The sequence below is a fragment of the Rhizobium sp. SYY.PMSO genome, from assembly GCF_046840415.1.
GTDB lineage: Bacteria > Pseudomonadota > Alphaproteobacteria > Rhizobiales > Rhizobiaceae > Rhizobium.
Window position 1 is genome coordinate 954,126 of record NZ_CP177349.1, and the last position, 22,311, is coordinate 976,436.

Sequence of the window (22,311 nt, forward strand, 5' to 3'; positions counted from 1 at the left end):
TGAAAGATGTCCGTTCGTCGACTAGCCGAAGATCAATTCCAGCCTGCCGCGTTCGCCTTCAACAAGGAGAATGCGGTCTGGGCGGAAAAGACGATCAATAAATATCCCGAGGGTCGCCAGCAGTCCGCGATCATCCCGCTGATGATGCGTGCGCAGGAGCAGGAAGGCTGGGTCACCAAGGCGGCTATCGAAACGATCGCCGACATGCTCGACATGGCCTATATCCGCGCGCTCGAAGTCGCGACCTTCTATACGCAGTTCCAGCTGCACCCGGTCGGCACGCGCGCTCACGTTCAGGTTTGCGGCACGACGCCCTGCATGCTGCGCGGCGCCGAGGGGCTGATCAAGGTCTGCAAGAGCCGGATCCACGATCATGCTTTCGAGCGCAACGCCGACGGCACGCTCTCCTGGGAAGAGGTGGAATGTCAGGGCGCCTGCGTCAACGCACCGATGGTCGTAATCGGCAAGGATACCTATGAGGATCTGACGCCGGCACGTCTCGAAGAGATCATCGACGCGTTCGCCGCAGGCAAGGGGCATGAAATTCCGACCGGTCCGCAGATCGATCGCGTTTTCTCCGCTCCGGAAGGTGGTTTGACGTCTCTCCTGTCGGATGAGGCGAAGGCGAAGAGCGTAGCCGGCAAGACGGCCAAAGCCACTGCCGAGGCTGTCTCGATCCCGCCATCCGAAGCTGCCCGCGCCAAGAGCACGGATGCTGAAACCAATCCGAGCCTGAAAACGCCGGCGACCGAACCGGCTGCCGCAGCCAGGAACGCCAAGGCGGCCGAAACGCAGCCTCTTTCGGGCACCGCGGCCGCGGAGCCTGTCGCCGGGAAGCCGTCGCTTGATGACGAGAATCGTCCCGCCGGTATCGAAAGACCGGCGCAGCCGGATAATCTGCAGCTCATTTCGGGGGTCGGGCCCAAGATCGAGGGGACCTTGCATGAGCTCGGCATCTTTACCTTCGCGCAGATCGCGAGCTGGAAGAAGGCCGAGCGTGAATGGGTCGACGGCTATCTGAATTTCAAGGGCCGCATCGAGCGTGACGATTGGATCAAGCAGGCTGAGGCACTCGCTAAGGGTGGCGAAGCGGAATATATCAAGGTCTTCGGCAAGAAGCCGCGGTAAGAGGTGAAGCATGTTACAGGATCAGGATCGCATCTTTACCAATATCTACGGCCTCAAGGATAAATCCCTCAAGGGCGCGATGTCGCGCGGCCATTGGGATGGCACGAAGCAAATCCTCGAAAAGGGTCGTGACTGGATCATCAACGAGATGAAGGCTTCCGGCCTTCGCGGCCGCGGCGGTGCAGGCTTTCCGACGGGTCTGAAGTGGTCCTTCATGCCGAAGGAAAGCGACGGCCGCCCGCATTATCTCGTCGTCAACGCCGACGAATCCGAGCCCGGCACCTGCAAGGACCGCGACATCATGCGCCACGATCCGCATACGCTGATCGAAGGCTGCGTCATCGCCGGTTTCGCCATGGGCGCCCATGCGGCCTATATCTATGTCCGTGGCGAATACATGCGCGAACGCGAAGCCCTTCAGGCTGCGATCGACGAATGCTACGATGCCGGATTACTTGGCAAAAACAACAAGCTCGGCTGGGATTATGATGTTTTCGTTCATCATGGCGCCGGCGCTTATATCTGCGGCGAGGAAACCGCGCTGCTGGAGAGCCTGGAAGGCAAGAAGGGCCAGCCGCGCCTGAAGCCGCCATTCCCGGCCAATATGGGTCTCTACGGCTGCCCGACCACTGTCAACAACGTCGAGTCCATCGCCGTTGCGCCGACGATCCTGCGCCGCGGTGCCGCATGGTTCTCCTCCTTCGGCCGCCCGAACAATGTCGGCACGAAGCTGTTCATGATCTCGGGCCACGTCAACCGTCCCTGCACGGTCGAGGAAACGATGGGCATCACCTTCCGCGAGCTGGTCGACAAGCACGCCGGCGGCGTTCGCGGCGGCTGGGAGAACCTGCTTGCCGTCATCCCCGGCGGTGCGTCGTGCCCGGTCGTTCCGGCTGCCGATATCATCGACTGCCCGATGGATTTCGACGGCCTGCGCGAGGTCAAGTCGTCCTTCGGTACGGCTGCGGCGATCGTCATGGACAAGTCGACCGACATCATCAAGGCGATTGCCCGCATCTCGGCCTTCTTCAAGCACGAAAGCTGCGGTCAGTGTACTCCGTGCCGCGAAGGAACGGGCTGGATGTGGCGCGTTCTTGAGCGTATGGCTCGCGGCAACGCGCAGAAGCGCGAAATCGACATGCTGTTTCAGGTGACGAAGCAGATCGAAGGTCATACCATCTGTGCGCTCGGTGACGCAGCCGCATGGCCGGTTCAGGGTCTGATCCGCAATTTCCGTCCCGAGATCGAGAAGCGTATCGACCAGTACACCGCCAACGCGACCAGCCACGGCGCGGTTCTGGAAGCAGCCGAGTAAGGATTGTCATGGCGAAGACCGAGCATATCAAGCACGACGGCGGAGCGACCGATGACGCATCGGCCGATCTCGGTCGCGTCGCCGCCGATATGCTGCGGAACGCGCCGATCATGCCGGTCCATCCGCTGATGGCTCATCAGGCGGCGGCGTTTGCCGCGGCAGCGGCGATAGGCTTCGGTCTTACGTCGCAGATCGCCGGAGCATTCTTCGGTGCGTTTCAGGGAGCGGTCGAAGCCTCCCGCAAGCGTGGTTCCGAGCCGGAGGCGAGGAATGTTGCCGCCGCCGAAGAAAAGCCGGTTGTAGACAGGGATGGGGCAGGGGAAGCAAAGCCGATCAAGGCAGCGTCGGCCGCCAAGCCGGTCGTGTCGAAGCCGAAGGTTGCGGCCTTGAAGCCTGCGGTGGCAAGGAAGGCCGAAGTGAAGCCGGTTGCGCCTGCAACGGCGGCGGCACCTGCGAGGAGCAGGAGCAAAGCTGATGCAGCGGCGCTGGTTGCGGCAAAGCCGGCTCCTGCGCGCGGCCGCAAGGCTGCGGCAAAGGCTGACGACCTGAAGCGGATTTCCGGTATCGGTCCAAAGCTCGAACAGGTGCTGAACGGACGCGGCATCAAGCGATTTGCCGATATCGCCGCCTGGAGCGATGCGGATATCGACCGGATCGACGCGGAGCTCGGTTTCGATGGCCGCATCCGGCGTGACGATTGGGTCGGTCAGGCGAAGGCGTTGCGGCCGAAGGGCCGGAGTTGAGTTTTTTCCCGGCTGTATTGGACGGCCGCGGAGGGTGAATGAGGGCGATGGAGACGGCGCGGGCGTGGCCCGCATGTTTCGATCGCAAAGCCGGTCTTGCGGGGGCAAGATTCGGCAAGGCTTATTGTGAGCGAACTGGCGCCATCAGGCATTTGAGCCGTCCCGATGGCAATCCGGCTTGCGATCATGAAATTGTCTGCGGCCAGGTTGGGCTGAAGACGTGACATAGGACTGAGTGGACGATGGCTAAACTGAAGATTGACGGTAAAGAGATCGAAGTTCCGGATCACTACACGCTTATCCAGGCGTGCGAGGAAGCCGGTGCCGAAGTCCCGCGCTTCTGCTTCCATGAACGACTGTCGGTGGCCGGCAATTGCCGCATGTGCCTCGTGGAGGTGAAGGGTGGTCCGCCGAAGCCGCAGGCATCCTGCGCCATGGGCGTTCGCGATATCCGCGGCGGCCCGAACGGCGAGCTTCCGGAAGTCTTCACCAACACGCCGATGGTCAAGAAGGCCCGCGAAGGCGTGATGGAGTTCCTGCTGATCAACCACCCGCTGGATTGCCCGATCTGCGACCAGGGCGGCGAATGCGACCTGCAGGACCAGGCCATGGCCTTCGGCATCGACAGCTCGCGCTATCAGGAAGACAAGCGCGCCGTCGAGGACAAGTATATCGGACCGCTCGTCAAGACCGTGATGAACCGCTGCATCCACTGCACGCGCTGCGTTCGCTTCACGACGGAAGTTGCCGGCATTTCCGAACTCGGCCTCATCGGCCGCGGCGAGGACGCGGAAATCACCACCTATCTCGAGCAGGCGATGACCTCCGAGCTGCAGGGCAACGTCGTTGACCTTTGCCCGGTCGGCGCGCTGACCTCGAAGCCCTTCGCCTTCACGGCTCGTCCGTGGGAACTGAACAAGACCGAATCGATCGACGTCATGGACGCGCTCGGCTCGGCGATCCGCGTCGATACCCGTGGCCGCGAAGTCATGCGCGTTCTGCCGAGGGTCAACGAACAGATCAACGAAGAGTGGATCTCCGACAAGACCCGCTTCATCTGGGACGGCCTGAAGACCCAGCGTCTCGACAAGCCTTATGTCCGCAAGGACGGCCGCCTTCAGCCGGCAAGCTGGAGCGATGCCTTCGCCGCCATCAAATCGGCGGTTTCGGCCACCAGCGGCGACAAGATCGGCGCCATCGCCGGCGATCTCGCCTCGGTCGAGGAAATGTACGCTCTGTCCGAGCTGCTGAAATCGCTGGGATCGGAGAATCTCGACTGTCGCCAGGACGGGACGGCGCTTGATCCGTCGCTCGGCCGCGCAAGCTACATCTTCAACCCGAGCATCCAGGGCATCGAAGCCGCCGATGCGCTGCTGATCGTCGGCGCCAATCCTCGCTTCGAAGCTGCCGTCATGAACTCGCGCATTCGCAAGCGCTGGCGCCGCGGCAAGTTCCCGATCGGCGTGATCGGCGAAGCCGCCGATCTTCGCTATTCCTACGATTATCTCGGCGCCGGCCCGGATACGCTGGCCGATATCGTCAGCGGTTCGCATAGCTTCGCCGACGTCCTGAAGAACGCCGAGAGGCCGATGATCATCATCGGGCAGGGCGCCCTGATCCGTGAAGACGGTGCCGAAGTGCTGGCGAACGCCGCAAAGCTCGCCGCCGCCGTCGGCGTCGTCAAGGATGACTGGAACGGCTTTGCCGTGCTGCACACCGCGGCCTCGCGCGTCGGTGGCCTCGATCTCGGCTTCGTGCCGGGCGAAAAGGGCGTCAATGCCGCTGCCATGCTGTCGTCGATGGACGTCCTCTTCCTGCTGGGTGCCGACGAACTCGATTTCAGCCGCAAGGGCGCGAAGTTTACGGTCTATATCGGCTCGCATGGCGACAATGGCGCGCAGAGCGCAGACGTCATCCTGCCGGCTGCCGCCTACACCGAGAAGTCTTGCACCTGGGTCAACACCGAGGGCCGCGTCCAGATGGGCAACCGCGCCGGTTTTGCGCCGGGCGACGCCCGCGAGGACTGGGCGATCATCCGCGCCCTTTCCGACGTGCTCGGCAAGAAGCTTCCCTTTGATTCGCTGAGGGAATTGCGCTCCAAGCTCTATGCAGCCTTCCCGCATTTCGCCGGTATCGACGAGATTGCCGAAGGCGATAGCGCCCAAATTGCCGCACTTGCGAAAAAAGCCGGCGCCATGGGCAAATCGGCATTTGCTTCGCCGATCAAAGACTTCTATTTGACGAACCCGATAACGCGCGCATCGGCTGTCATGGCCGAGTGCTCGGCATTGGCCCGCAACAATTTCCGCGTTGCGGCAGAGTAAGGGCACAGGACTATGGACTCATTCGTTTCGACCTATCTCTGGCCGGCGCTGATCATGATCGGCCAGTCCCTGCTGCTCCTGGTCTGCCTGCTGGTCTTCATCGCCTACATCCTGCTTGCCGACCGTAAGATCTGGGCGGCCGTGCAGCTGCGCCGCGGCCCGAACGTCGTCGGCCCCTTCGGCCTGTTCCAGTCCTTCGCCGACTTGCTCAAGTTCATGTTCAAGGAGCCGATCATCCCGGCCGGCGCCAACAAGACCGTGTTCCTGCTGGCTCCGCTGGTTTCCGTGGTGCTGGCGCTCTCCACCTGGGCGGTCGTGCCGGTGGCGCAGAACTGGGTCGTCGCCGACATCAACGTCGGCATCCTCTATATCCTGGCGATTTCGTCGCTCGAAGTTTACGGCATCATCATGGGCGGCTGGGCTTCGAACTCGAAGTATCCGTTCCTCGGCGCGCTGCGCTCGGCGGCGCAGATGGTGTCCTACGAAGTCTCGATCGGCCTCGTCATCGTCACCGTGCTGCTCTGCGTCGGTTCGCTGAACCTGACGGATATCGTGCTCTCGCAGCAGACCGGCCTCGGCACCAAGCTCGGCCTGCCGGCCTCGTTCCTCGACTGGCACTGGCTGTCGCTGTTCCCGATGTTCATCGTGTTCTTCATCTCGGCGCTGGCAGAAACCAACCGTCCGCCCTTCGACCTTCCGGAAGCGGAATCGGAGCTGGTTGCCGGCTTCATGGTCGAATACGGCTCTTCGCCTTACATGATGTTCATGCTCGGCGAATATGCCGCCGTCGTCCTGATGTGCTCGCTGACGACGATTCTCTTCCTCGGCGGCTGGCTGCCTCCGGTCGATATCTGGATCCTCAACTGGGTTCCGGGCATCATCTGGTTCCTGCTGAAGTCGTGCCTGGTTTTCTTCATGTTCGCGATGGTGAAGGCTTTCGTGCCGCGCTACCGCTACGACCAGCTCATGCGTCTCGGCTGGAAGGTTTTCCTGCCGCTGTCGCTCGCCATGGTCGTTATCGTTGCATTCGTGCTGAAGCTGACGGGATGGGCGTGATGATGTCTTTCCCCGCTTCTGGCAGTTTTGGAGGTTAAGATGGCCGGTTTGTCCAACGCCGTCAGCTCGCTGTTCCTCAAGGAATTCGTCGGCGCATTCTTCTTGTCGATGCGTTACTTCTTCAAGCAGAAGGCGACGATCAACTATCCTTTCGAAAAAGGGCCGGTCAGCCCGCGCTTCCGTGGCGAACATGCGCTGCGCCGTTATCCCAACGGCGAAGAGCGTTGCATCGCCTGCAAGCTCTGCGAAGCCATCTGTCCTGCCCAGGCCATCACCATCGAGGCCGGGCCGCGCCGCAACGACGGCACCCGCCGCACGGTGCGTTACGACATCGACATGGTGAAGTGCATCTATTGCGGCTTCTGCCAGGAAGCCTGCCCGGTCGACGCGATCGTCGAAGGGCCGAACTTCGAATTCGCCACCGAGACCCGCGAAGAACTCTACTTCGACAAGGCGCGGCTCCTGGACAATGGCGACCGCTGGGAACGCGAAATCGCGCGCAACATCGCGATTGATTCGCCGTACCGCTGAGCGGAGTTTTGAATATGCCGTGACGGGCGGCGCGCTTGTCGCCGTCGCGGTTGAATCTAGACCGGGGCTTTGCCGGACTCATCGTCCGGTCGAGCTCCATCGGGCAGGGAAACTTTCAGCTGCCCGGGGGAAGACGAAAAAGGCACCAACATGGGTCTGCAGGCTCTTTTTTTCTATATCTTCGCCTTTGTCGCTGTGGCGTCGGCGTTCATGGTCATCTCGGCGCGGAATCCGGTCCATTCGGTCCTGTTCCTCATCCTGGTTTTCTTCAACGCGGCCGGTCTCTTTCTGCTGATGGGGGCTGAATTCCTGGCGATGATCCTGCTGGTCGTCTATGTCGGCGCCGTGGCGGTTCTCTTCCTCTTCGTCGTCATGATGCTCGATATCGACTTTTCCGAGCTCAGGGCGGGCATTCTGGAATATGCGCCGATCGGCGCATTGATCGGCGTCATTCTCGCTGCCGAGCTGATCGTCGTCATCGGCGGCAGCGTGATTTCGCCGACGATCGCCAAATCGGTCGCCATGCCGATCCCGGCGCCGGGAACCCGAACGAATACCGCCGCGCTCGGCGACGTGCTCTACACCAACTACGTTTATTTCTTCGAGATTGCCGGCCTCGTGCTGCTGGTGGCGATGATCGGCGCGATCGTGCTGACCTTGAAGCATCGCACGCACATCAAGCGCCAGAACATTCCCCAACAGGTCGCCCGCACGCCTGCTACCGCCGTCGAGGTGGTCAAGGTCAAGCCGGGGCAGGGCGTCTGAGGCGAGGCGCGAGGATCAAAGGAACAAGAACATGGTCATCGGACTTTCCCACTACCTCACGGTTAGCGCCATCCTCTTCGTGCTCGGCGTCTTCGGTATTTTTCTCAACCGCAAGAACGTCATCATCATCCTGATGTCCGTCGAACTCATCTTGCTCGCGGTCAACATCAACATGGTCGCCTTCTCGTCGTTCCTCAACGACATCGTCGGCCAGGTTTTCGCTCTATTCATTTTGACTGTCGCCGCCGCCGAGGCTGCCATCGGTCTTGCAATTCTCGTCGTCTTCTACCGCAACCGCGGCTCCATCGCCGTCGAAGACGTCAACATGATGAAGGGCTGATACAGCTATGTTCTTATATAAGGCTATCGTCTTTCTTCCCCTGATCGGCGCGATCGTTGCCGGCCTTTTCGGCCGCGCGATCGGCGCCAAGGCTTCGGAATATGTTACCACCGGCCTGATGATCATCGCCGCGGTTCTTTCCTGGGTCGTCTTCTTCACGGTGGCGCTCGGCCACACGGACGGCCCGATCAAGGTTGAAGTCCTGCGCTGGATCCAGTCCGGCGGCATCGATGTTTCCTGGGCGCTGCGCGTCGACACGCTGACCTCGGTGATGCTGATCGTCGTGAACTCGGTCTCGACCCTGGTTCACGTCTACTCGATCGGATACATGCACCACGATCCGCATCGTCCGCGCTTCTTCGCCTATCTCTCGCTCTTCACTTTCGCCATGCTCATGCTGGTGACGTCGGACAACCTCGCCCAGATGTTCTTCGGCTGGGAAGGCGTCGGCCTGGCCTCCTACCTGCTGATCGGCTTCTGGTTCAAGAAGCCGTCCGCATCGGCGGCGGCCATGAAGGCCTTCATCGTCAACCGCGTCGGCGACTTCGGTTTTGTTCTCGGGATTGCCGGTGTCTTCGTTCTGTTCGGCTCGATCAATTTCGACGTGATCTTCGGCAATGCGCAAAGCTTCGCCTCGGGGCAGGGCGGCCAGCCGAGCGACATCGTGCTCAATTTCCTGGGCATGCACCTCGATCGCGGCCACGCCCTGACGGCCGTCTGCCTGCTGCTCTTCATGGGCGCGATGGGTAAGTCGGCACAGTTCCTGCTGCACACCTGGCTGCCGGACGCCATGGAAGGCCCGACGCCGGTTTCGGCGCTCATCCACGCGGCAACCATGGTCACCGCCGGCGTCTTCCTCGTCGCCCGCATGTCGCCGATCTTCGAACTGTCGCCGGATGCACTGACCTTCGTGACCGTCATCGGCGCGATCACCGCCTTCTTCGCCGCAACCGTCGGCCTCGTTCAGAACGACATCAAGCGCGTCATCGCTTATTCGACCTGTTCGCAGCTTGGCTACATGTTCGTCGCCCTCGGCGTCGGCGCTTACGGCGCGGCGATCTTCCATCTGTTCACCCACGCCTTCTTCAAGGCGCTGCTCTTCCTTTGCGCCGGCTCGGTCATCCACGCCGTCGATGGCGAGCAGGACATGCGCCATATGGGCGGCCTTCGCACCCATATCAAGAAGACCTACTGGATGATGATTATCGGCACGCTGGCCATCACCGGCGTCGGCATCCCGTTCACACCGCTCGGTTTTGCCGGTTTCTTTTCGAAGGATGCGATCATCGCGGCTTCCTACACGTCGCATAATCCGGCTGCGGGCTTTGCCTTCACGCTGCTGGTCATCGCCGCGCTGTTCACCAGCTTCTATTCCTGGCGCCTGATCTTCATGACCTTCTTCGGCAAGCCGCGCGCCTCGCACGAGGTCATGCATCATGTGCATGAATCGCCGAATGTCATGCTGATCCCGCTCTATCTGCTGGCGATCGGCGCCGTCTTCGCCGGCTGGTATTTCCACGATTATTTCGTCGGCCACGACTATGAGGAATTCTGGAAGCAGGCGCTCTTCACGTTGCCGGACAACAAGATCCTCGAAGAGATGGAGCATGCTCCGCACTGGGTCGAGCTCAGCCCGTTCATTGCCATGGTCGTCGGTTTCGTGGTCGCCTGGTATATGTACATCAAGTCCCCGGAAACGCCGCGCCGGCTCGCCCAGCAGCAGCGCCCGCTCTACGAGTTCCTCTTGAACAAGTGGTACTTCGACGAGCTCTATGACTTCCTCTTCGTTCGCTCCGCCAAGGCGCTCGGCCGCTTCCTGTGGAAGAAGGGCGACATCGGGGTCATCGATACCATCGGCCCGAACGGCATTGCCGCCCGAGTCGTCGATGTCACCAACCGCGTCGTGCGCCTGCAGACCGGCTACCTCTATCACTATGCCTTCGCGATGCTGCTCGGCATTGCAGCCCTCGTTACCTGGATGATGCTCGGGAGTTCCCTCTGATGACCGATTGGCCCATTCTTTCAACGGTCACGTTTCTGCCGCTGGTGGGTGTCCTTCTGCTGTTGTTCACGCAGGACGACGGCCCCAACGGCCGCCGCAACATCCTCAACATTTCGCTGGCGACGACGGTCTTCACCTTCATCGTATCGCTGTTTATCTGGATCTGGTTCGACAACGCCAATCCGGGCTTCCAGATGGTCGAGAAGCATGAGTGGCTGACCACCGGCATCAGCTACCATATGGGCGTCGACGGCATCTCCATGCTGTTCGTCATCCTGTCGACCTTCCTGATGCCCTTCTGCGTTCTGGCAAGCTGGCTCTCGGTCGAAAAGCGGCTGAAGGACTACATGATCGCCTTCCTCGTCCTCGAGACGATGATGATCGGCGTCTTCGTGTCGCTCGATATCGTGCTGTTCTACGTCTTCTTCGAAGCCGGCCTTATCCCGATGTTCCTGATCATCGGCGTCTGGGGCGGCAAGGATCGCGTCTACGCCAGCTACAAGTTCTTCCTCTACACGCTGCTCGGCTCGGTGCTGATGCTGCTCGCGATCATGGCGATGTACTGGCAGGCCGGCACGACCGACATCCCGTCGCTGCTTGCCTACAAGTTCCCGCCGCAGCTGCAGACCTGGCTCTGGCTCGCCTTCTTCGCCTCCTTCGCGGTGAAGATGCCGATGTGGCCGGTCCACACCTGGCTCCCGGACGCGCACGTTCAGGCGCCGACGGCCGGTTCCGTCATTTTGGCAGGCGTCCTCCTGAAGCTCGGCGGCTATGGTCTCATCCGTTTCTCGCTCGGCATGTTCCCGAACGCGTCTGAATATTTCGCGCCGCTGGTCTTCGCTCTCTCGGTGATCGCCATCATCTACACGTCGCTGGTGGCGCTGATGCAGGACGATATCAAGAAGCTGATCGCCTATTCATCAGTCGCCCACATGGGCTACGTGACGATGGGTATCTTCGCGGCCAACCAGCAGGGCGTGCAGGGAGCGATCTTCCAGATGCTCTCGCACGGCATCGTCTCGGGCGCTCTCTTCCTCTGCGTCGGCGTGATCTACGACCGCACCCATACCCGCGAAATCGCGGCTTACGGCGGCCTGGTCAACAACATGCCGAAATACGCGGTCGCCATGATGGTCTTCACCATGGCCAATGTCGGCCTGCCCGGCACCTCCGGCTTCATCGGCGAATTCCTGACCCTGATCGGCGTCTTCCGCGCCAATACCTGGGTTGCGCTCTTCGCCGCGACCGGCGTGATCCTGTCGGCCGCTTATGCGCTCTGGCTCTATCGCCGCGTCATTTTCGGCGCGCTGGAGAAGGAAAACCTGAAGAAGTTGCTGGATCTTTCGCCGCGTGAACAGCTGATCCTCTATCCGCTGATCGCGCTCACGATCCTCTTCGGCGTCTATCCGGCTCCGATCTTCGACGCCACGGCCGCTTCGGTGGATCTGCTGGTGAACAACTATACCGCTGCCCTGCACGCTGCGCAGAACGTTGCGCTGTCGATGAATTGATGACGGGACTTTTTCGACATGACTGCTGAAACAATTCTTGCAAGCCTGCATCTTTCCATTCCCGAGCTCATTCTCGCGGTCGGTGCGCTTGCGCTGCTCATGATCGGCGTCTTCTCGGGCGAGCGGTCGGGACCCACGGTCACCGGTCTTGCCATCGCGCTTCTCGCGGTGGCCGGTCTCTGGATCATCTTCGTGCCCGGCGAGGGGCTCGCCTACGGCGGCGCCTATCTCGCCGACGGCTTCTCCCGCTTCATGAAGATCGTCGCGCTGGTCGGCTCGATCGTCGCCATGTTCCTCAGTATGGGTCAGGCGCGCGAGCAGCAGCTCGATCGCTTCGAGTTCCCGGTTCTGCTCGTTCTCGCGACCCTCGGCATCCTGCTGATGATCTCGGCGCATGACCTGATCTCGCTTTACCTGTCGCTGGAACTGCAGTCGCTTGCCCTCTACGTCGTTGCCGCCATCAACCGCGACAGCGTCAAGTCGACCGAAGCCGGCCTGAAGTATTTCGTCCTCGGCGCGCTGTCCTCCGGCATGCTGCTTTACGGCATGTCGCTGGTCTATGGCTTCACCGGCCACACCGGTTTCGATGCCATTGCCGCGGCGCTGAGCGCCGAGACCCGGTCGCTCGGTCTTGTCTTCGGGCTGGTCTTCGTGCTTGCCGGCCTGGCCTTCAAGATCTCCGCCGTGCCGTTCCATATGTGGACGCCGGATGTTTACGAAGGCGCGCCGACGCCGGTCACCGCCTTCTTCGCGGGCGCTCCGAAGGTTGCCGCCATGGCGATCCTCACCCGCATCGTCGTCACCGCCTTTCATCCGGTGCTTGCCGACTGGCAGCAGATCATCGTGTTCATCTCGATTGCCTCGATGGTGCTCGGCTCCTTTGCCGCCATCGGCCAGCGCAATTTCAAGCGACTGATGGCCTATTCCTCGATCGGTCACATGGGGTATGCGCTGGTAGGGCTGGCGGCCGGCACCAAGACGGGCGTCTCCGGCGTCATGCTCTACATGGTCATCTATATGGCCATGACGCTCGGTTCCTTCGCCATCATCATGGCGATGCGCCGCAAGGACGGGCGCCAGGTCGAAAATATCGACGATCTCGCCGGCCTTTCCACGACCAATCCCTTCATGGCGGTCGTACTGACGGCGTTGATGTTCTCGCTGGCCGGCATTCCGCCGCTGGCAGGCTTCTTCGGAAAGTACTTCGTCTTCGTCGCCGCCATCCAGGCGCATCTCTATGCGCTGGCCATCATCGGCGTACTGGCTTCGGTCGTCGGCGCCTACTACTATCTGCGCGTCATCAAGGTGATGTGGTTCGATGAAGCCAAGGATGAGTTTGCACGCACCGCCGGTTCGTTGCGCCTCGTCTTCGGTCTCTCCGGCCTGTTCGTCATTGCCTACGTCTTCTTCGGCGGTGCAATCGGCGGTGCGGCCGACCTCGCCGCTGCGACGCTGTTTTGATGGTGCCTGACATGAATAGCCGGAGGTCGCTCGTCGACTTCCGGCATGATGCGCTTCAGGAAACCTCGTCGACGAATAGCGTGTGCCTTGAGCGCGCACGCGCCGGCGATCCCGGGAACCTGTGGGTGACCGCCGAACGCCAGACGGGTGGACGCGGTCGCCGCGGTCGCCCCTGGGTGTCGGAGCCCGGCAATCTCTACGCCTCTCTCCTTCTGATCGACCCCGCTCCCATGGACCGTATCGGCTCATTGCCGCTTGCGGTCGCGGTCGCCGTGCATCGGGCGGTGCGAAGCGTACTGCCGCTGACTGCCGAGCCGGCCGAAATCAAGTGGCCGAACGATATTCTTATCGGACGCAAGAAGACCTGTGGCATCCTGATCGAAGGCGAAGCCGTGCCCGACGGGCGCTATGCGCTGGTCATCGGCATCGGCATCAATGTCGCCTTCATGCCCGACAATCCGATGTATCCGGTAACGTGCCTCAGGCAGCAGGGCTCGATGGTTTCGCCGGACGAGCTGTTTGCGCATCTCTATGCGGCCATGTCGGACGCTCTCGCTGTCTGGAACCATGGCGACGGCATTCGGGAAATCACCGCGCGCTGGCGCGAGGCCGCCTGCGGCATCGGGGAAAAAATCACGGTAAACTTGCCGGATCGGTCGATTTTGGGCCGTTTCTCCGGAATCGATGATAATGGCTTATTGATGCTCGAGACGGAGGACGGCAGGATCATGCCGATCGCCGCGGGCGACGTTTTCTTTAGATAATGGGTTGAAATCATATGGCGAAGCAAGACGAACTGGTGTTTCTGCCTCTCGGCGGCGTCGGCGAAATCGGCATGAACCTCGCGCTGTACGGCTATGGTCCGGCAGAGCAACGCCAGTGGATCATGGTCGATTGCGGCGTCACGTTTCCGGGACCGGACCTGCCGGGGGTCGATCTGGTGCTGCCGGATATCCGTTTCCTCGCCAAGGAGCGCAAGAATCTCAAGGGCATCATCATCACCCATGCGCACGAGGATCACTACGGCGCGCTCAACGATCTCTGGCCTGGCCTGAATGTCCCGATCTACGCCTCCGCCTTCACCGCCGGCCTTCTCGAAGCCAAGCGCGATTATGAGAAGTCGATGGGCGAAATCCCGGTGACGCTTTTCAAGGCCGGTGACCGCATCAATGTCGGCCCCTTCGAGATCGAAGGCGTGGCCGTCAACCACTCGATCCCCGAGCCGATGTCGCTGATGATCCGCACGCCGCTCGGCAATGTCGTCCATACCGGCGACTGGAAGATCGATCATGAGCCTTCGCTTGGTCCGCTGACCGACGAGACCCGCTTCCGCCAGATCGGCGACGAAGGGGTGCTGGCGCTGATGTGCGATTCCACCAACGCCCTGCGCGATGGTGTTTCCCCTTCGGAGAAGGATGTCTCCGAAAGCCTGCGCAAGATCATCGAAGATGCCGAGGGCAGGGTAGCGGTCACGACCTTTTCCTCGAATGTCGGCCGCATCCGCACCATCGCGGAGGCTGCCGAAGCCGCCGGCCGCGAAGTGCTGCTGCTCGGCAGCTCGCTGAAGCGCGTTGTCGATGTCGCGCGCGATATCGGCCTGATGGAAGGCGTCAAGCCGTTCATCGCCGAGGATGAATATGGTTATATTCCGCGCGACAAGGTCGTGGTCATCCTGACCGGCAGCCAGGGCGAGCCGCGCGCTGCCCTTGCCAAGCTGGCGCGGGACGAAATGCGTAACGTCGCGCTTGCCGCCGGCGATATCGTCGTCTTCTCCTCGCGTGCCATCCCCGGCAACGAAAAGGCGATCCAGGATATCAAGAACGGCCTGATCGAGCAGGGTGTGCATGTCGTGACGGATGCCGAAGCGCTCGTGCATGTCTCCGGCCATCCCAGGCGCAATGAACTGCAGAAGATGTATGAATGGACGCGCCCGGCAATTGTCGTGCCGGTGCATGGCGAGGCGACGCATCTGACCGCGCATAAGGAACTGGCCGAACAGAGCGGCATTTCCACCGTTCCGCGCGTTCGCAACGGCGATATATTGCGCCTCGCGCCAGGACCTGCCGAAGTCATCGGCGAGGCCCCGCACGGGCGCATCTTCAAGGATGGTACGCTCATCGGCGATTTCGACGAAATGGGCATCGGCGAGCGGAAGAAGCTTTCCTATGTCGGACATGTCGCCGTCAACGTCGTGCTCGACGCCCGCTACGATATCGTCGGCGATCCGGATGTCGTGCCGATCGGCTTGCCGGCCTATGATGACGAAGGCGAGGAGATGGAGGATACGCTCTTCGATGCCATCGTCAGCGCGATCGAGAGCATCCCCCGCGCCCGCCGCAAGGATCTGGACATGCTGAGGGAGGCCGTTCGCCGCGCCGCGCGTGCCGCTGCCAACCAGGGTTGGGGAAAGAAGCCCCTCGTCACCGTGTTCGTCACGCGCACGGGCGGCTGAGGCCGGCGTTTCTAGAGCGATCCCAGGAAAAGTGCGCAGCGGTTCTGGAATTGCTCTGTCAGGGGAGGAGAGAGCCATGCTGGGACGCGTCAATCACATCGCAATAGCCGTTCAGGATATCGCGGCCGCCTCCAGGGCTTATCGGGAAACGCTTGGCGCCACGGTATCCGGCCCGCAAGCATTGCCGGAACATGGCGTTACGGTCGTTTTCGTCGAGTTGCCGAACACCAAGGTCGAGCTCTTGGAGCCGCTGGGCGAGACCTCGCCCATCGCCCCCTTCCTTGCCAGAAATCCGGATGGCGGCATGCATCATATCTGTTACGAGGTTGCGGATATTCTCGCGGCTCGCGATCAACTGGTCGCCAAGGGGGCGCGGGTGCTCGGAAATGGCGAGCCGAAAATCGGCGCACATGGCAAGCCGGTCCTGTTTCTGCATCCGAAAGATTTCTTCGGCACCCTCGTCGAGCTTGAGCAAGTGTGACATTAAAACGCTGATCGATGCTTTGAAAGACGGCTGCTTTGCTCCTATAAGCAGCTTGCAAGAGGAGGAGATGCGCAAACGCGTCTCGAAGGGAGCATAATGGCACAGCAGATCATCGCCAGTTTCGCCGTTTATTTCGTCATCTGGTGGATTACGCTTTTCGCCGTCCTGCCGTTCGGCCTGCGTACACAGGCCGAGGATGAGCACGTAATTCTTGGCACGGTCGAAAGCGCGCCGACGAAATTTCGTGCCTGGCGGGTGGTTCTCGTGACGACGCTGGTGTCGGCTCTCGTCTATGGCGCCTGGTATGTCGCCTCGCATTATCTCGGGCTGAGCATAGACTCCATTCCCCAGATCGTTCCAAGCTATAAGTGATCCAGGGGAATGCGGGAGCAGACGGGCGGCTGCGGGGCGCCCCATTCTCGCCATCAATTCGTCACACGCCTGTCATGCGGATAGATCAAACAATCCGCAAGCGGCGCTCACCCAATTTGGGCTGACAGCAGGAGATTGGATGCTCTCCCGCGAGAAGGGGAACGACAGAAGATCGGCCGAGAAAGCAAAAAAAAACAAGGCAATAAGCCTTGTTTTAAAGTATCGCGTGATCCTTATCCGTTACCGGGGCAGCGAACGAGCGCGCCTAAGATCTGATCCTCCCAAGACTTGACCGCGAAACGGCAAGAATTTAGCCTTCTTGCCTCTTTTGTGAGCTAAAATTAGCTCAAAGATTGAGCTTTGTCATCCTTTTTTTTGCTTTTTTGCTACAGTCGCGCAGAATTTTTCTGTTGATGGATTTTCGCTGTAAATCCTTATAAACGTGCGTTTTTTCGAAAAATCGAAAATAGGCTGTATTGCCTGTATTCTCAGGCGTTTGCCAAATTCTTCCATTGCAGAATGCGGGTTTCCTTCCTGCGCCGAAGCAGTTATGAACTGCCTCCAGTACATAATTTGCTAACGATTCCGCAGGGAGCGGAACGTCAAACCATCTGGAACAAGCGTCATGCGTCTGTCTCGTTACTTCATGCCCATTCTGAAGGAAAATCCTAAAGAGGCTGAAATTGTTTCCCATCGGCTCATGCTGCGCACCGGCATGATCCGTCAGCAGTCGCAAGGTATCTATTCCTGGCTGCCATTGGGCAAGCGCGTGCTCGACAAGGTCAATGCGATCATCCGCGAGGAGCAGAATCGTTCCGGCGCGATCGAGTTGCTGATGCCGACGTTGCAGTCGGCCGAGCTCTGGCAGGAAAGCGGCCGTTATGACGCCTACGGCAAGGAAATGCTGCGCATCAAGGACCGGCAGGACCGGCCCATGCTGTACGGCCCGACCAATGAGGAGATGATCACCGACATCTTCCGGTCCTACGTCAAGTCCTACAAGGACCTGCCGCTGAACCTCTATCATATCCAGTTGAAGTTCCGTGACGAGATCCGTCCGCGCTTCGGCACGATGCGCTCGCGTGAATTCATGATGAAGGATGCCTATTCCTTCGATCTGACGCTGGAAGGCGCGGTTCACGCCTATAACAAGATGTTCACGGCCTATCTGCGCACGTTCAACCGCCTCGGTCTGCGGGCGATCCCGATGCGTGCCGACACCGGCCCGATCGGCGGCAACCTCAGCCATGAATTCATCATCCTCGCCGCCACCGGCGAGTCGGAAGTTTTCTGCCACAAGGATTTCGTCAATTTCGACATTCCCGGCGAAGACACGAATTTCGATGACGTCGCCGGCCTGAAGGGCATCTTCGACAAGTGGACCTCGGTCTACGCGGCTACCTCCGAAATGCACGATGAAGCCGCCTTCAACGCCATTCCGGAAGGCGACCGCCTGTCCGCGCGCGGCATCGAGGTCGGTCACATCTTCTATTTCGGCACGAAATACTCCGAGCCGATGGGCGCCAAGGTGCAAGGTCCGGACGGCAAGGAACATGCTGTCCACATGGGATCTTACGGTATCGGCCCGACCCGCCTTGTTCCCGCCATCATCGAAGCATCGCATGACGAGAACGGAATCATCTGGCCGGATTCGGTCGCGCCGTTTGATGTCGTGGTGATCAACATGAAGGCCGGAGACCAGGCTTGCGACGATGCTTGCGAAACGGTCTATGCCGCGTTGTCCAAGGCCGGCAAGGATGTGCTGTTCGACGATCGCGACGAGCGTGCCGGAACGAAGTTTGCCACAGCCGATCTGATCGGCGTGCCGGTGCAGATCATCGTCGGCCCGCGCTCGATCGCCAGCGGCGAAGTGGAAGTGAAGGACCGCAAGACCGGCGCTCGCGAAACGATGACGGTCGAAGCAGCAATCAAGCGGCTGGCAGGCTGATTGACGTTAGATAGGATGGAAGGCGAATGGCGGTGAGCGCGGCAGTGGAACAGCAGGAAAATTCGTTCAAGGCCGGCCCATCGTCTCGTCCGTTTTCCGGATTCGAGCGGCTCGTCGCCTGGCGCTATCTTCGCTCGCGGCGCAAGGAAGCCTCTATTTCGGTGATTGCCGGCTTCTCGCTGGTCGGCATCATGCTCGGCGTTGCGGCGCTGATCATCGTCATGGCCGTCATGAACGGTTTCCGTGCCGAGCTTTTCAAGCAGATCCTTGGCTTCAACGGCCATGTCGTCGTGCAGCCGATCGACTCGCCCTTGAACGATTATGCCGATCTGGCGAAGAAGTTTTCCGCCGTTCCGGGTGTGACCATGGCCCTGCCGCTCGTCGAGGGCGAGACGCTCGCCTCCGGCCGCGGCGGCTCGGGCACCGGCGCTCTGGTGCGCGGCATCCGCTCCGAGGATCTGACCAAGCTGAAATCGGTTTCCGATCACATCGTTTCCGGCGACATGGTCGGTTTTGCTTCGGGGCAGGGCGTTCTGGTCGGCAGCAGGCTTGCGCGGCAGCTGGGCCTGACCGTCGGCGACCAGATCACGCTCACGGCGCCCGATGGGGATGTCACGCCGTTTGGCGTCAATCCGCGCGTCAAGGCATATACGATCTCGGGTATTTTCGAAGTCGGCATGTCGGAATACGATTCCTCCGTCGTCTTCATGCCGCTTGAGGAGGCACAGGTCTTCTTCAACGCCGAAGGCATCGTCGAAAAGATCGAACTCTTCATCACCAACCCCGACGACGTCGATCAGCTCAGGCCGAAGATCGAGGAGGCGGCCGGGCGGCAGATTTTTCTGACGGATTGGCGGCAGGTCAACGCCACCTTCTTCTCGGCCCTGCAGGTCGAGCGCAATACGATGTTCATGATCCTCACGCTGATCGTCCTCGTCGCCGCCTTGAACATCATTTCAGGCCTGATCATGCTGGTGAAGGACAAGGGCAGCGATATCGCCATCCTGCGCACCATGGGCGCGACGTCGGGTGCGATCATGCGCATCTTCTTCATGACGGGCGCAGCGATCGGCGTCGTCGGAACGCTTGCGGGCGTCATACTCGGCGTCCTGGTTTGCCTGAACATCGAATCCATCCGTCAGTTCTTCTCCTGGATTTCGGGCACGGTGATCTTCAATCCGGAGGTCTACTTCCTGAGCAAGCTGCCGGCCCAGATGAATATGGGCGAGACCGTCTCCGTTGTGGTGATGGCGCTCACGCTTTCCTTCCTTGCCACGATCTTTCCGGCCTGGCGTGCCTCGCGGCTCGATCCGGTGCAGGCGCTGCGCTACGAATAAGGAATTCGCATTTGATGAAACGCAACGTCGTGCTCCAGCTCTCGGGCGTGGAGCGTCATTACGGGCAAGGCGAGACGCGCCTTTCGATCCTGAAGGGCGCCGATTTCGCCCTGCACAGCGGCGAGATCGTTGCCCTTGTCGCGCCTTCCGGCACGGGAAAATCGACTCTTCTGCATGTGGCCGGCCTGCTCGAGCATCCGGATGGCGGTGAAGTGGTCGTCAACGGCCAGGCTTGCGAGGATTTGTCCGACGACAAGCGCACGGCCGTCCGCCGCAGCGAGATCGGCTTCGTCTATCAGTTCCATCACCTGCTGCCGGAATTTTCCGCGCTTGAAAACATCATGATGCCGCAGCTCATTTCCGGCCTCTCGCGCAAGGATGCCAGCGAGAGGGCTGCCCAGCTGCTCGATTACATGCGCATCGGCCACCGTGCCGATCATCGCCCAGCCGAATTGTCGGGCGGCGAGCAGCAGCGCGTCGCCATCGCCCGCGCCGTGGCCAATGCCCCCCTGGTGCTGCTCGCCGACGAGCCCACAGGCAACCTCGATCCGGAAACCGCGCATTACGTCTTCGATGCGCTGGAAGCGCTGGTGCGCCAGTCGGGTCTTGCGGCGTTGATCGCCACGCACAACCACGAACTCGCCGCCCGTATGGATCGCCGGGTGACGCTCAGCGACGGCAAGGTGGTCGAAGTATAAGCATCGGGCGGAAAGCAATCGCAATTTATGCGATTGTGATGGAGTGCCTTGACCGTCTTTGAGGCATGTATGCCGCGCGGATTCGCATCAGGAGCTCTCTTGCCTCCGCGCTTTTCCACCTTACCCCCCTTGGTGTTCCCTCGTGGTTTCGATTACCAACAGGGACCTTGTTGCTATTTATGGTTCTGCCAATAGCCTCTCTATGGCAGCGATGACGGCAACACGCCCATAATTGTCGGCAGCGCTCGCAAGCAGGCGTTCCTTCCCATCAAGGTCGGTGCCGCCGATATCGGCGCGGCCGTGGTATTCGAACCTGTGCCAGGAGTGGCATGGATCTGTAGCCGTATCTCCCTCACGGGTACCCGCTTTGACGGGCGCCATGATGGCGACGGCTCGACTCAAGCGACGATCAGGCCGCCGCGATAATCCAGCTCGTAAGCCTTGCGCCCGTTCACCAGGATGGTCTCATGGCCGGTGAAGTGGTCGCACGCTCCCGTGCTGCGGTCGATATAACGGCCATATCCGTGCTCGAACTCGAAGCCGCCGAGAAAACGCTTCTCGTCCAGATAGAGCCGCAACAGCGCCGACTTGATGACCATGCCGGCGCGCCTGGCGTCGATCAGATCGGGCTCTGTGATATGGCCGAAATAATTCATGGCCCAGACCGGCTCGCCATCATGCCAGACGAGTTCCTGACCGGCGAAATCCGTGCCGCCGAAATAGCTGTCGAGATAGCGCCAGCGGCCGCTGGCATAGCCGATGTCATGCGAGCCGCTACGGGACGACGGCAACCTTTCGCCATCGCCGACATAGGTCTCCGCCTTGGCGATGACAATGAAATCGTTCAGCTCGGCGAGATCCGGCATGACACGCTCTCCAATTCCGGTGAGCGGCGACAATGCCATCTATCCTGTTTTTTGTAAAGAACATATAGTGAACAAAATTGGCTATTCGCGATTGCCGCAGGCCTTTTGACCGATATCGTCCTGCCAGTCCTGGATGCTGACGGTCCTGGCATCGGCCTTCAGCGTCTTGCCATCCTTCGTCACCTTGCCGGTCAGCACGTTATAGTCGCAGCTATGGCTGTCATCCGGTTCGAGCGTGTCGCGGGAAGCATAGGTATAGCCGGCGACCACGAAACTGTTGTTGCGATAGGCCAGCGTCAGTGTCTGTTCCCAGCGGTCGCGGCCGATGCTGTCATTCTGCGAGACGATTGCGATCGAGCCATTCGGAAGCGCCGAGATCGAGGGTTCCTGCCCGACGCCGCCGCCAGGCTCGATGTTGCCCCATATCTTCGCCGGGGCGCTTGCCGCAAGCTTCAGGAGAGAGTGCTCGTCATCGCGCAGATAGATATAGATGCCGATCGGATTCTCGGCCTGTTCGTCGCCTGCGGGTGCCGTCAGAAGGGCGAGGTCGGCTTTGCCGTCCTTGTTCCAGTCGCCGATTGCGGCATCGATGACGCTCCCGGGCGGGACGGTATCTCCGGCATGGGCCGTGGTTGCGAGCGAAAGCAGAATGAGGGCGCAGGCAGGTGTTTTCATCGTGATCTCCCGGTTGCCTCTGCATAGCGTCGCGCCGCCTCCGCGTCCATCGCAGGGCCGAAAAAGTCAGGTGATGAAATTTATGGATGCGTCTATTGACTCTCGAACAAAAATAGAACAAAAAAGAAACATAACGAGTAAGGAGCGCGTAAATGACCGATATCATTCGAGACGTTGCAGCATTCACCTCCATCGTCATGTTCGTCACCAGCTTTTCCCTCATCATGATGGCGATGTGAGTTTTATCCCCCGTTTGCATATGGTGCTCCCATATTTGATGGGAGCAACTTCTGGACTTTGCGA

General features: G+C 60.6%; 20 protein-coding genes. 18 read left to right on the plus strand and 2 right to left on the minus strand.

Features of this window, described 5'->3' with window-relative positions:
- The first annotated feature begins 6 nt into the window (after nt 1-6).
- From ACJJVH_RS04600 to ACJJVH_RS04685, 18 genes are all read left to right on the plus strand, one after another.
- Nucleotides 7-1,128, plus strand: a complete 1,122-nt coding sequence (locus ACJJVH_RS04600) for an NADH-quinone oxidoreductase subunit E (RefSeq protein ID WP_112803090.1) — start codon at nt 7-9, stop codon at nt 1,126-1,128.
- A gap of 10 nt (nt 1,129-1,138) precedes the next feature.
- Entirely contained in the window at nt 1,139-2,443 is a 1,305-nt protein-coding gene (gene nuoF / locus ACJJVH_RS04605; protein WP_112803092.1) for an NADH-quinone oxidoreductase subunit NuoF, read from the plus strand.
- Between the two features lie 8 nt (nt 2,444-2,451).
- The gene (locus tag ACJJVH_RS04610; protein WP_113503711.1) at nt 2,452-3,186 is read left to right on the plus strand and encodes a 5' DNA nuclease; all 735 of its coding nucleotides are present in this window, start codon (nt 2,452-2,454) and stop codon (nt 3,184-3,186) included.
- Nucleotides 3,187-3,428: 242 nt separating this feature from the next.
- Nucleotides 3,429-5,510 (plus strand): NADH-quinone oxidoreductase subunit NuoG, encoded by a 2,082-nt coding sequence (gene nuoG / locus ACJJVH_RS04615; protein ID WP_412064822.1) that lies wholly within the window; start codon nt 3,429-3,431, stop codon nt 5,508-5,510.
- Between the two features lie 12 nt (nt 5,511-5,522).
- Nucleotides 5,523-6,566, plus strand: a complete 1,044-nt coding sequence (nuoH, locus tag ACJJVH_RS04620; RefSeq protein WP_092710914.1) for an NADH-quinone oxidoreductase subunit NuoH — start codon at nt 5,523-5,525, stop codon at nt 6,564-6,566.
- A gap of 39 nt (nt 6,567-6,605) precedes the next feature.
- Nucleotides 6,606-7,097, plus strand: coding sequence for an NADH-quinone oxidoreductase subunit NuoI (gene nuoI, locus ACJJVH_RS04625; protein WP_112803099.1), 492 nt, complete (start codon nt 6,606-6,608; stop codon nt 7,095-7,097).
- A 150-nt stretch (nt 7,098-7,247) separates the two neighbouring features.
- Nucleotides 7,248-7,862, plus strand: coding sequence for an NADH-quinone oxidoreductase subunit J (locus tag ACJJVH_RS04630; protein ID WP_112803101.1), 615 nt, complete (start codon nt 7,248-7,250; stop codon nt 7,860-7,862).
- 31 nt (nt 7,863-7,893) lie between these two features.
- The gene (gene nuoK / locus ACJJVH_RS04635) at nt 7,894-8,202 is read left to right on the plus strand and encodes an NADH-quinone oxidoreductase subunit NuoK (RefSeq protein WP_034507513.1); all 309 of its coding nucleotides are present in this window, start codon (nt 7,894-7,896) and stop codon (nt 8,200-8,202) included.
- Between the two features lie 7 nt (nt 8,203-8,209).
- A complete protein-coding gene (gene nuoL, locus ACJJVH_RS04640; RefSeq protein ID WP_412064823.1) occupies nt 8,210-10,204 on the plus strand; it encodes an NADH-quinone oxidoreductase subunit L in 1,995 nt (664 codons plus the stop codon).
- On the plus strand, nt 10,204-11,715 hold the full coding sequence (locus tag ACJJVH_RS04645) for an NADH-quinone oxidoreductase subunit M (RefSeq protein ID WP_113359898.1): 1,512 nt from the start codon (nt 10,204-10,206) through the stop codon (nt 11,713-11,715). Before nuoL ends, ACJJVH_RS04645 begins: the two co-directional genes overlap by 1 nt.
- Before the next feature lie 18 nt (nt 11,716-11,733).
- On the plus strand, nt 11,734-13,176 hold the full coding sequence (gene nuoN, locus ACJJVH_RS04650; protein WP_112803107.1) for an NADH-quinone oxidoreductase subunit NuoN: 1,443 nt from the start codon (nt 11,734-11,736) through the stop codon (nt 13,174-13,176).
- Nucleotides 13,177-13,187: 11 nt separating this feature from the next.
- Nucleotides 13,188-13,940, plus strand: a complete 753-nt coding sequence (locus ACJJVH_RS04655) for a biotin--[acetyl-CoA-carboxylase] ligase (RefSeq protein ID WP_412064824.1) — start codon at nt 13,188-13,190, stop codon at nt 13,938-13,940.
- Between the two features lie 14 nt (nt 13,941-13,954).
- On the plus strand, nt 13,955-15,628 hold the full coding sequence (locus ACJJVH_RS04660; protein WP_112803111.1) for a ribonuclease J: 1,674 nt from the start codon (nt 13,955-13,957) through the stop codon (nt 15,626-15,628).
- 76 nt (nt 15,629-15,704) lie between these two features.
- Nucleotides 15,705-16,109 (plus strand): methylmalonyl-CoA epimerase, encoded by a 405-nt coding sequence (mce, locus tag ACJJVH_RS04665; RefSeq protein ID WP_412064825.1) that lies wholly within the window; start codon nt 15,705-15,707, stop codon nt 16,107-16,109.
- A gap of 99 nt (nt 16,110-16,208) precedes the next feature.
- Nucleotides 16,209-16,484 (plus strand): DUF1467 family protein, encoded by a 276-nt coding sequence (locus tag ACJJVH_RS04670; RefSeq protein WP_112803115.1) that lies wholly within the window; start codon nt 16,209-16,211, stop codon nt 16,482-16,484.
- A gap of 625 nt (nt 16,485-17,109) precedes the next feature.
- Nucleotides 17,110-18,432: a proline--tRNA ligase gene (proS, locus tag ACJJVH_RS04675; RefSeq protein WP_412064826.1), complete on the plus strand. Its 1,323-nt coding sequence runs from the start codon at nt 17,110-17,112 to the stop codon at nt 18,430-18,432.
- A 26-nt stretch (nt 18,433-18,458) separates the two neighbouring features.
- Nucleotides 18,459-19,769, plus strand: a complete 1,311-nt coding sequence (locus ACJJVH_RS04680) for a lipoprotein-releasing ABC transporter permease subunit (protein WP_113359892.1) — start codon at nt 18,459-18,461, stop codon at nt 19,767-19,769.
- A 14-nt stretch (nt 19,770-19,783) separates the two neighbouring features.
- Nucleotides 19,784-20,467 (plus strand): ABC transporter ATP-binding protein, encoded by a 684-nt coding sequence (locus ACJJVH_RS04685; protein WP_113359889.1) that lies wholly within the window; start codon nt 19,784-19,786, stop codon nt 20,465-20,467.
- A 398-nt stretch (nt 20,468-20,865) separates the two neighbouring features.
- Here ACJJVH_RS04685 and ACJJVH_RS04690 read toward each other — a convergent pair whose 3' ends face one another.
- Together ACJJVH_RS04690 and ACJJVH_RS04695 are read right to left on the minus strand one after the other, a co-directional pair.
- Nucleotides 20,866-21,333, minus strand: a complete 468-nt coding sequence (locus tag ACJJVH_RS04690; protein WP_113372363.1) for a DUF5680 domain-containing protein — start codon at nt 21,331-21,333, stop codon at nt 20,866-20,868.
- Between the two features lie 81 nt (nt 21,334-21,414).
- On the minus strand, nt 21,415-22,008 hold the full coding sequence (locus ACJJVH_RS04695; RefSeq protein WP_113503715.1) for a hypothetical protein: 594 nt from the start codon (nt 22,006-22,008) through the stop codon (nt 21,415-21,417).
- Nucleotides 22,009-22,311: the final 303 nt, after the last annotated feature.